Source organism: uncultured Nitrosomonas sp., from assembly GCF_902826915.1.
In the GTDB taxonomy this organism is placed as follows: domain Bacteria; phylum Pseudomonadota; class Gammaproteobacteria; order Burkholderiales; family Nitrosomonadaceae; genus Nitrosomonas.
On the sequence record NZ_CADEGP010000042.1, the window covers coordinates 18,328 to 27,670 of the forward strand.

Here is a 9,343-nt window from a genome sequence, read left to right on the forward strand (position 1 = left end):
GCAGGCTGTCCAGATATCCTCTGCGCTACTCTTCTAACGCCATTTCCAGTTCCAGCCAACTTTCCTCCAATTCCATTACTTTCTTCTCGAGTTTGACGAGAGTCTCACTCAGTTGATCAATTTCATTCCGGGAACGGTTCATATACGTAGCCGGATCTGCGAGCTGGCGATTGGCTTCAGCCAACTCTTTTTGTGCAATCGTCAAGGCAACTTCAAGCTTTGATTGCTTAGACAACAGGTTCTTTCTATTTGGCTTGGTTGATACCTTAGTTTGATTTTTAGGCGCGGATGATCGCGACTCTTCAGCATCTCTGGCGCGACGGGCTTCTATCCAGCGCTTATAATCTTCCAGATCACCATCCAGCAATTGTGCTTGACCATCTGCCACCAGCCATAATTCATCCGCTACCGCGCGCACTAGGCTACGATCATGCGAGACCAGCACCACAGCCCCGGTATAAGCTTCCAATGCCAGCGTTAGAGCGTCGCGCATATCCAAATCTAAGTGATTTGTGGGCTCATCGAGCAGCAGAAAATGGGGTTTTTGCCATGCCAGCATTGCCAGCGCCAAACGGCTCTTTTCCCCACCGGAGAAAGTTGCCACCGGGCGATCCTCGTGATTACCACCCAAGCCAAATCTGCCGAGAAAATTTCTCAAGCTCAGTTCGGTTTGTGCTGGATCAAGTTGTTTCATGTGTTGCAAAGGTGTTGATTCACCGTCCAGATTTTCCAGCTGATGCTGAGCGAAGTAACCAATGCCAATATTGGGTGCTCGTTCAATTACACCCGACACGGGTTTGATTTCCCCGGTCATTAACTTTATCAGGGTGGATTTTCCGGCTCCGTTCGGTCCCAGCAATGCAATGCGCGCACCTGCCTGCAAAACAATATTCACATGTCGGAAAAGTTGATGGTCGTCGTAACCAAAGCTCATGTCTTTGATACGTAGCAAAACATCAGGGCTGCGCTCGGGCGCTTCAATCTGTAGCCCGAAATGGCCATCTTCAATATGGAGTGGCGCCAGACGCGCCAGGCGATCCAGGGCTTTAATCCGGCTTTGTGCCTGTTTCGCTTTGGTCGCCTTGGCGCGAAAGCGCCGCACAAAATCCTCCATATGCGCAATCTGTTTTTGCTGCTGCTGGAAGGCCTGTGCATGCTGCGCAAGATGTTCAGCGCGCGCGCGTTCAAAATCATCATAATTGCCGCTATAGCAGTCAATTTGCCGATTGTTGATATGCGCAATGCGATGCACGCAAGCATTAAGAAATTCGCGGTCGTGAGAAACAACGATCACGCTTCCCGGATATCGCGTCAAATACTGCTCCAGCCAAAGAATAGCTTCAAGATCCAAATGATTGGTAGGCTCATCCAGCAACAACAAGTCAGCGCGATGCATTAAAGCCCGAGCCAGATTCAAGCGCATGCGCCAGCCGCCAGAAAAATGACTGACCGGTTTCTCCAGGGTAGGATTAGCGAACCCCAGTCCATTCAATAACTGCGCCGCCCGTGACCGTGCGCTATAACCACCGATCGTTTCATAACGTTGTTGTGCATCAAACCAGGCTGCGTCATGTTCGACCTGCGCCAGGATTTTTTCCAGTTGCCGTAGCTCTACATCGCCATCCAGCACAAAAGCAATAGCGGGTTGATCAGAATCAATAATCTCCTGCTCGACAAAGGCGACCGTTTTTCCAGACTGGAAACTCACCTCTCCGCTATCGGGTTTGAGCACCCCGCGAATTAACTGGAACAAAGTTGATTTGCCGCTGCCATTCTTACCGACCAGGCCGATACGCTGATTGGAAAAAATTTGTAAATTGCAATTCTCCAGCAACGGAAGGCCACCCTGTAAGTAGGTTAAAGATTGAATGTCTAACACAATGCCTTGGTTATAAATTGATTATCTGTAATGATATTGATTTGACTGAGAGCTAATGTCAATAAAAACCGATACAGATAAGTATTTCGTAGTCCGGGTTCCAATATTCATTTATCCAGCATTCAGAGCATGGTGGGAGACTTTTGCAAAATTCAACGAATTTTTGGATTCATAACAATTTCTGATTTTTTTGTGAGTATTAGAATATTTCTTAGTGATTTCTTGGTTCAAATCACGCGAACAATCGCTCTCATTGATCATTACCGGCGCCAGAAGGCGCATTTCTCCTATGATTGCAATTGTATCTGCCTATTAACATACAATCCAGGCAGCCTTTTCAGATTGTATTCTATAGCTTGTAAAATATGCCAAGTATGTGCTTTGGGTTTACCCCGGTAACGCAGTACATTGACTTCACGCTCGGTGTGCGAAAAGTCATAGCCCAGCGCGTTCGATTTTGGTTTAATGGTTGCCGTAGTCCTGATCATTTGTGACTACAGCCAAGAAGCAGGGAAGGCGGTTGCGGTGCAGCTTAATTCAGGCTTGAACACAGTAACCCAGTTTATGGATGGTAATAAGCGTGGCCTAGTGTTTCAATGTATTCACGATACTTCCACGTTCTCAATTCGACGTGGCTTCAGACTTCAAAAAGCTATGTCTTTTCTTCAACATGATTAAGAAGGAGTATCAAATGACGTTTCCTACACCCAATAGCGATGAGAATCTTGTAACCTCCGAACCGGTTAATCCCGGCTCACCAGCGCAAGATCAAACGAATGCACCGTTCATCGGAAACTTCCATAAAACACTGCCCCACAACGAGTATGGTGAAGTTGATGAGGCTGCTTACCGCAAATTTGAGCGCACTTGTATACAAATCGAAGCGGGCATGCCGATCAATTTCGAGGAGGTGCCCAAAGGACCTGTCAGTAGCCCGGATCAAAGCCTATTCGAGTCCTGCGTGGCCCCCACTCTCAAGAAGTCGGCCGCGAAGTTCACCAGTCCGATGGCAGGTGCATCAACTGAAACGCATGGCCCCGATCCGAAATCGCTCGAGATGTTGCCCGCACCGGGCTGCCGGTCGATCAGTACTGCCGCTGAAATGGTCGAACTCTACTGGATGGCCTTGCTGCGTGATGCACCGCTGCTTGCATTCCAACAACACTGTGAGCCACAAATGGACTGCGGTGTGGATATATCCGCACACGATGGCGTTGGGCCGGATAAGCTTGGCTATAACGTCAATGATCGCGTCAGTGCGGCACGTAACGCCGTAAATACGATGTTCGACTGCGCCATCCGTCATGACACCGATTCCGGTCGTTTGCGTACCACGTTTGATCTTCAGTCCGGCAGTGGCGGCGCAGATATACGGCTAAAAACGCTTTTCCGTACCGGATTGTTCGGCGAGGATGTTGGCCCATTAGTTAGTCAATTCTTCATCCGTCCGATCGGATACGGCGTGCAGACGATCGATCAGAAGCTAGTACCCTATATCGCCAAGCGTGATTTTTTGATTACGCACGGCGATTGGTTACTTGCACAAAACACCGGTAAAGATAAATATGGTCGCGACTATGGAATTTGTAATAACTATGCAGACCAGCGCAATTGCCCTGTCAACATGTATTACCCAACAACCGACGGCACTGCAAACGGGCCGGTGATAAAACGCTACATTTCGACCATGCGCGACCTCGCGCGCTTCGTCAATCGCGATGCGCTGCACCAGGCCTACTTCAATGCGGCACTGTTTCTAGATGGAGTTAATGCATCTCTTGATGCTGGCAATCCTTATCGCGGGAATCGTTTTTCGCGTGAGGGTGGGTTTGCCACCTTGGGGGGGCCGGATCTGCTGACATTGGTTTCTGAGGTTGCCAGCCGTGCGCTTAAGGTTGTCTGGCGTCAAAAATGGATGGTACACCGCCGCTGCCGCCCTGAAGTGTATGGTGGACTATTGCAAATGCAGCGCAAGGGATATAAGGGAAAGACGCGCGCATACGGTCTGCCGGAAACAGTTCAAGCCTGCAGCAATTTCGACAATGCACTTAACGATACATTGGATGCTGTGGCATCGCACAATGCCACGCAGAACGGTGGAACCGAAACCCTGTTCCTACCCATGGCGTTTTCAGCCGGTTCGCCAAATCACCCGGCCTATGGCGCGGGGCATGCGACTGTCGCCGGCGCCTGTGTCACGGTACTCAAAGCTTGGTTCGACGAGGATGAGAAATTGGTAGATGTTTTCGCTCGAGCCAATAATGGCTTTCCTAAAGACCCGCCGGCAGCCATGCTGAAACTTCTGCAACCGGGTTACCGCAAGGCTGTTGGTATGCTTGAGGATTTCTGCGAGCCTCAGGAGTACTGTGGGCCCGACGCCGACAAGATGACGGTCGGAGGCGAACTCAATAAAATTGCCAGCAACGTTGCCATGGGCCGTTCCATGGGTGGTGTGCACTGGCGCAGCGACAACACTCGCAGCTTGCGCCTGGGTGAGCAGATCGCCATCGAGATCCTGCGCAAGCGTACTATGGAATATGCAGAGCGTCCGGTTTCATTTACTTTTCGTGCATTTGACCGGTATATGGTGAACATCACTCAGGGACAAGTCCGTATTAACTGAAGTGCTTGCTTTGTAGATACCTACAAGGTGCTTCAGCCAACCTGCGATAGCAGGTTGGTTGAACTTAAACACAGAAAAACGCAGAACGGGATCAAATGGAAAATGCAAGCGAAACGTAAAACGGAATCAGGTATAGAATCAATAATATAGATTAAGAAACAGCAAGATACTGGATTTATCGGTCATATTCTCAATTCGTCATCTGTCTCCAAACAGAGCTCTTTTTACCTTTTATTAAATCGCAAGGATTCCGCCCGGACAAGATTTTGCCTGTTCCAGGCGCACTAGCGTTGGTAGCAGATTGAGTCCGGTTTTTTCTTTCAATTCGAGCGCCTGTTCCTTGAGTTCATTCAATGCAATTTTGATTTCTTCTCCGGTCGCGGCAACTGCAATGACGTTGCCGCTGTCGCAGGAAGGGAAAGCCAGTGCGCGTTCGTCGAACGAGGTTTTAATGCGCTCCAGGCTGGCCTGGTAGCCGCGGTTTCGCCCCAGTAAATTCACCACAAGAATGCCATTATCGTTCAATCGCGCGCGGCACATCTGGTAAAACGGCAGCGTATCCAGTTCGCCGGGTCGCGCATCGGCACCGAAGCCATCCACCAGAATCAGATCGTAAGTCTTGTCGTGCTCGGCGATATACTGCGAACCGTCGGCAATCACGATATTAAGACGCAGCGGGTCTTGCGGCAGTTTGAAAAATTGCCTCGCCACTGCTACCACGCGCGGTTCGATTTCAACCACGGTCAGTTTCGCATGGGGATAGTAGCGATAAATAAATTTGGTCAGCGATGCTGCGCCAAGACCGATCAGCAGCACTTTACGCGGAAAGTGCGCATCACCTCTCAGTAACAGGCTTGTCATCATCTTCCGGGTATAGTCGAGTTCCAAACGCCAAGGACGCGCGATGCGCATCGCGCCCTGTATCCAGTCGGAGCCGAAGTGCAATGTGCGCACTCCGGCTTCTTCACGGATATCGATGGAAAAACTCATTATCTTTGTCAAGAATAGTTATCTCCAGGCTGGGCGCTTTATCATATTTTCCTTTCAGTCGATCAGATCAGAAACAGCAACGCCAATCCAATTCCGCCAGCCGTTGCCAGCATGCCCGAAATGCACTGTCGTGCTAATAGTGCGTGACCAAAGAAAAAAATCAGTCCAAGTTTGAAGCCGATGTTGGAGATTAATCCCAGTGAAATGGCCATCACGGTTTGCGTGATTTCCAGTTTGTCCAGTTCGTATAAGCGCAAGCTTGATAGGGTGATGGCATCGACATCGGTTAAGCCCGAGATCAGTGCAACGGCGTATAATCCACTGCTGCCTGCGATGTCGGAAAGCCATGCGGAACAGAACAGGACGATGCCGTAAATCAATCCAAAGGTTGCTGCTATACGGATTTCAGTGGGATTCTTGATTTCCGGTATGGGTGCTTCTTGCTGCCGATTTAGCTTGTGCCACCAGTAAGCCGTGATGCCCGCTCCCAATAGAAAGCCGCTGCCAAGAACAGGCAACAACTGCGACAATATGGCGGGAGAAACGATTGCACTAATAATGGCTAAACGGATCAATACAGTCAGGTTGGCGATCAGGATAACAACAACAGCCAGTTGGGTGAAGCTTTGATTTTCAACGCTGCGGCGCGCATATACTAACGTTGTGGCGGTACTAGAAACTAAGCCGCCGAATAAGCCCAGGATAGCGCCATGACGTTGGCCGATCAGTTGCAGGGCGATATAACCCGCCAGACTGACGCCCGATATCAATACTACCATGAGCCAGATCTGATAGGGGTTGGTTGCTTCATAAGGTCCGTAATTGTTATCCGGCAGGATTGGCAGGATGATAAACGTCAGTACGGCAAACTGTAGCACTGAGATTAAATCGCGTCGATTCAGCTTCTGGGTTATGCCGTGCAGCTCTGTTTTGAAATACAGTAATATGGTGGTGATAATGGCCAGCATGACGGCTAAGTTACTGTAGCCGTACCATACTGTGGCACCCAAACCATAGCAGACTAGAATCGCGGCAACTGTGGTAGTGCCTGGATCTGCGTTTTCGTCTTTAGTGCGAAAATAGGCTGCGATGGTCATCAGACCGACAATCAGTAAACCACCCAGCAGAAGCCATGGCGTGGCTTTTTCCGACAGCATTGCAGCCAGTGTGCCGAATAATGCGACTAACGCGAAAGTTCTTAGTCCTGCTCGCGATCCCGGACTACGCTCACGTTCCAACCCAATCAGTAAGCCAATCGCTAAACTGGTCAGGAAATGCGGCAACGCGGCTAATTCGCCATTGAGTGTGAATTCAGTGCTCATTGTCGATTGCCGGTGAGTCTGGATGAAACCAGTGTTCGAGCAGAAATTGCAAAGAAGTTTTGCCATTGTATTCATTGATCTGCAGTCGATAAACGGCATCGATGACATCAGGTAGCGGGTCGCTCTGGAAAAACAGAATGCCGTCGTAAGTATCATTCGATTTTCGTGGCAGTTGCGCTGATTGATCACCGTTTGCAGCATCCAGTTTTCTTAGTTTCAGCTTCAGGTGTTTTTCACCGACAATGCGTTGGCTTTCAACATAAAACCGTGCGTTGAATGAGGGTTGAGGGAAGCCTTGTCCCCACACCTGACGATCGAGATATTGTGCCAACTCCAGGTTGATTTCAGTAAGCTCCAGATCACCATCCGTTTCGATTACTTGTGTCAAATCGGCAGGCGTCAGCAAGATTTGTGCTATTTGTTCGAAGGCGTCACGAAATTTCTCAAAGTCCTCACTATTGATAGTCAATCCGGCAGCAGCGGCGTGACCGCCGAATTTTAGTATCAGTTCGGGATATTGTTTTGCGACCAAATCCAGTGCGTCGCGCAAATGAAAGCCATTGATTGATCGCCCGGAGCCTTTGATTTCACCATAATTGCCCGGTGCGAAAGTGATTACCGGACGGTGATGTTTGTCCTTGATGCGTGATGCGAGTATGCCGATGACACCTTGGTGCCAATCCTGATCGAACAAGCAGATGCTATAAGCGGTCTGGATTTCTTGGCAACGGGTTTTCAGGATGTCTTCCAGCTTGGTCAGTGCGCTTTCTTGCATGGTGGATTCAATTTCTCGACGCTGCTGATTCAGTTCGTCCAGTTGTTTGGCAATTTCCAGTGCATAGGTTTCGTCATCGGTAATCAAACATTCAATGCCCAGTGACATATCGTCCAATCGCCCGGCTGCATTGAGTCTCGGTCCCAGCATAAAGCCCAGCTCATAGGTGGAGATTTGCGAATAATCACGCCGTGATACTTGCAAGAGTGCGTTGATACCTGTACAAGCGCGTCCTTTCCGAATCCGCTGTAAGCCTTGTTGCACCAGGATACGGTTATTACTATCCAGCTTGACAACATCGGCGACGGTACCCAGCGCTACCAGATCCAGGAAGCTGGCAAGATTCGGTTCTTGGTTTGTTGCGAAAGCACCGCGTTGACGTAATTCTGCGCGCAGTGCTAGCATTAAATAGAAAATGACGCCCACACCGGCGATACTTTTGCTTGGAAAAGGACAGTCCGGTTGATTGGGATTGATAATGGCCATGGCCGCAGGCAACTCATCGCCGGGCAAGTGATGATCGGTGATTATCACTTGCATGCCCAGGCGGTTGGCTTCTGCTACACCTTCAACGCTGGCGATACCGTTATCGACGGTGATCAGTAGATCAGGTTGTTTGGTTTCGTGTGCCAGATATACGATTTCCGGAGTCAGGCCATATCCGAATTCAAACCGATTGGGTACCAGATAGTCAATCGTGGCACCAAGCTTGCGTAAAATACGGATGCCTACTGCGCATGCCGTAGCGCCGTCGGAGTCATAATCGGCCACAATCAACAGCCGCTTCTTCGTGGCAATGGCGTCGGCAAGCAAGGCCGCGGTTAGCGTGATATTTTTGAGTTGCTCGAATGGGATCAGGCGTGTGAGTTCGGTTTCAAGTTGGCTTGAGTTTTCAATACCACGTGCTGCAAAAATGCGTGCGAGTACCGGATGCAATCCGCAGCTGCTCAGTGTCTGGAAAGATTGCAAATCATACGAACGGGTGGTGATTCTAGTCATATATCGGAGAAATATAAATGCGCCAGGTTGTATGAACGCACTTATTCAGCTGGTGTTTCTGCTTCTGCTGCAAGTTTTTCCACTTTAAGTACATGTAAGCGACGGCTATCAACCCGCTGCACGGTGAATTTAAAGTGACCGATCTCGACTGATTCGCTACGGTTAGGCAAACGGCCAAATTTGTTGAGCACCAACCCGCCTATGGTGTCGCAATCTTCGTTGCTGAAGTTTGTGCCGAGCACTTCATTGAAGTTGTCAATTTCAGTGGTTGCCTTGACACGGTATAGTCCATCCGATTCCATGACGATGTTATCTTCTTCATCATCAAAGTCATATTCGTCTTCAATTTCTCCTACAATCTGTTCGAGTACATCTTCAATTGTCACTAGGCCAGCCATTCCTCCATATTCATTCACTACGATAGCCATATGGTTGCGATTGCTGCGAAATTCCTTGAGCAGTATATTGAGCCGCTTGGATTCGGGAATGAATACAGCTGGGCGCAACATGTCGCGGATATTGAATTCTTCCGGGTCGGCGTAATAGCGCAGTAAATCCTTGGCCAGCAGTATGCCAATAATTTCATCTTCGCTGCCTTCTATAACCGGAAAACGGGAATGTGCAGCTTCGATGACAAATGGAATGAATTGTTCCGGTTTCTTGCTGATATCGACAACGTCCATTTGCGAGCGCGGCACCATGATATCGCGTGCTTGCATTTCGGAAACTTGCATGACGCCTTCGATCATGCTGAG

Annotated in this window: 7 protein-coding genes; 1 reads left to right on the forward strand and 6 read right to left on the reverse strand. The window is 49.4% G+C overall.

The window, feature by feature from the left end:
• Positions 1-25 precede the first annotated feature (25 nt).
• Positions 26-1,879, reverse strand: a complete 1,854-nt coding sequence (locus tag QZV86_RS08700; protein ID WP_295626417.1) for an ABC-F family ATP-binding cassette domain-containing protein — start codon at positions 1,877-1,879, stop codon at positions 26-28.
• A 287-nt stretch (positions 1,880-2,166) separates the two neighbouring features.
• Positions 2,167-2,367 (reverse strand): hypothetical protein, encoded by a 201-nt coding sequence (locus QZV86_RS08705; protein ID WP_295626420.1) that lies wholly within the window; start codon positions 2,365-2,367, stop codon positions 2,167-2,169.
• 203 nt (positions 2,368-2,570) lie between these two features.
• Here QZV86_RS08705 and QZV86_RS08710 point away from each other — a divergent pair, with 203 nt between their 5' ends.
• A complete protein-coding gene (locus tag QZV86_RS08710) occupies positions 2,571-4,502 on the forward strand; it encodes a vanadium-dependent haloperoxidase (RefSeq protein ID WP_295626423.1) in 1,932 nt (643 codons plus the stop codon).
• Between the two features lie 234 nt (positions 4,503-4,736).
• Here the strand turns inward: QZV86_RS08710 and QZV86_RS08715 are convergent, their stop codons facing one another.
• The 4 genes from QZV86_RS08715 to QZV86_RS08730 all read right to left on the reverse strand — a co-directional run.
• Positions 4,737-5,492, reverse strand: a complete 756-nt coding sequence (locus QZV86_RS08715) for a fused MFS/spermidine synthase (RefSeq protein ID WP_295626425.1) — start codon at positions 5,490-5,492, stop codon at positions 4,737-4,739.
• Between the two features lie 62 nt (positions 5,493-5,554).
• The gene (locus QZV86_RS08720; protein WP_295626429.1) at positions 5,555-6,814 is read right to left on the reverse strand and encodes an MgtC/SapB family protein; all 1,260 of its coding nucleotides are present in this window, start codon (positions 6,812-6,814) and stop codon (positions 5,555-5,557) included.
• Positions 6,804-8,588, reverse strand: coding sequence for a single-stranded-DNA-specific exonuclease RecJ (gene recJ, locus QZV86_RS08725; RefSeq protein ID WP_295626432.1), 1,785 nt, complete (start codon positions 8,586-8,588; stop codon positions 6,804-6,806). The genes QZV86_RS08720 and recJ overlap by 11 nt, the downstream gene beginning before the upstream one ends.
• A 41-nt stretch (positions 8,589-8,629) precedes the next feature.
• On the reverse strand, positions 8,630-9,343 hold a 714-nt coding region (locus tag QZV86_RS08730), incomplete at its 5' end, for a transporter associated domain-containing protein (protein ID WP_295626435.1).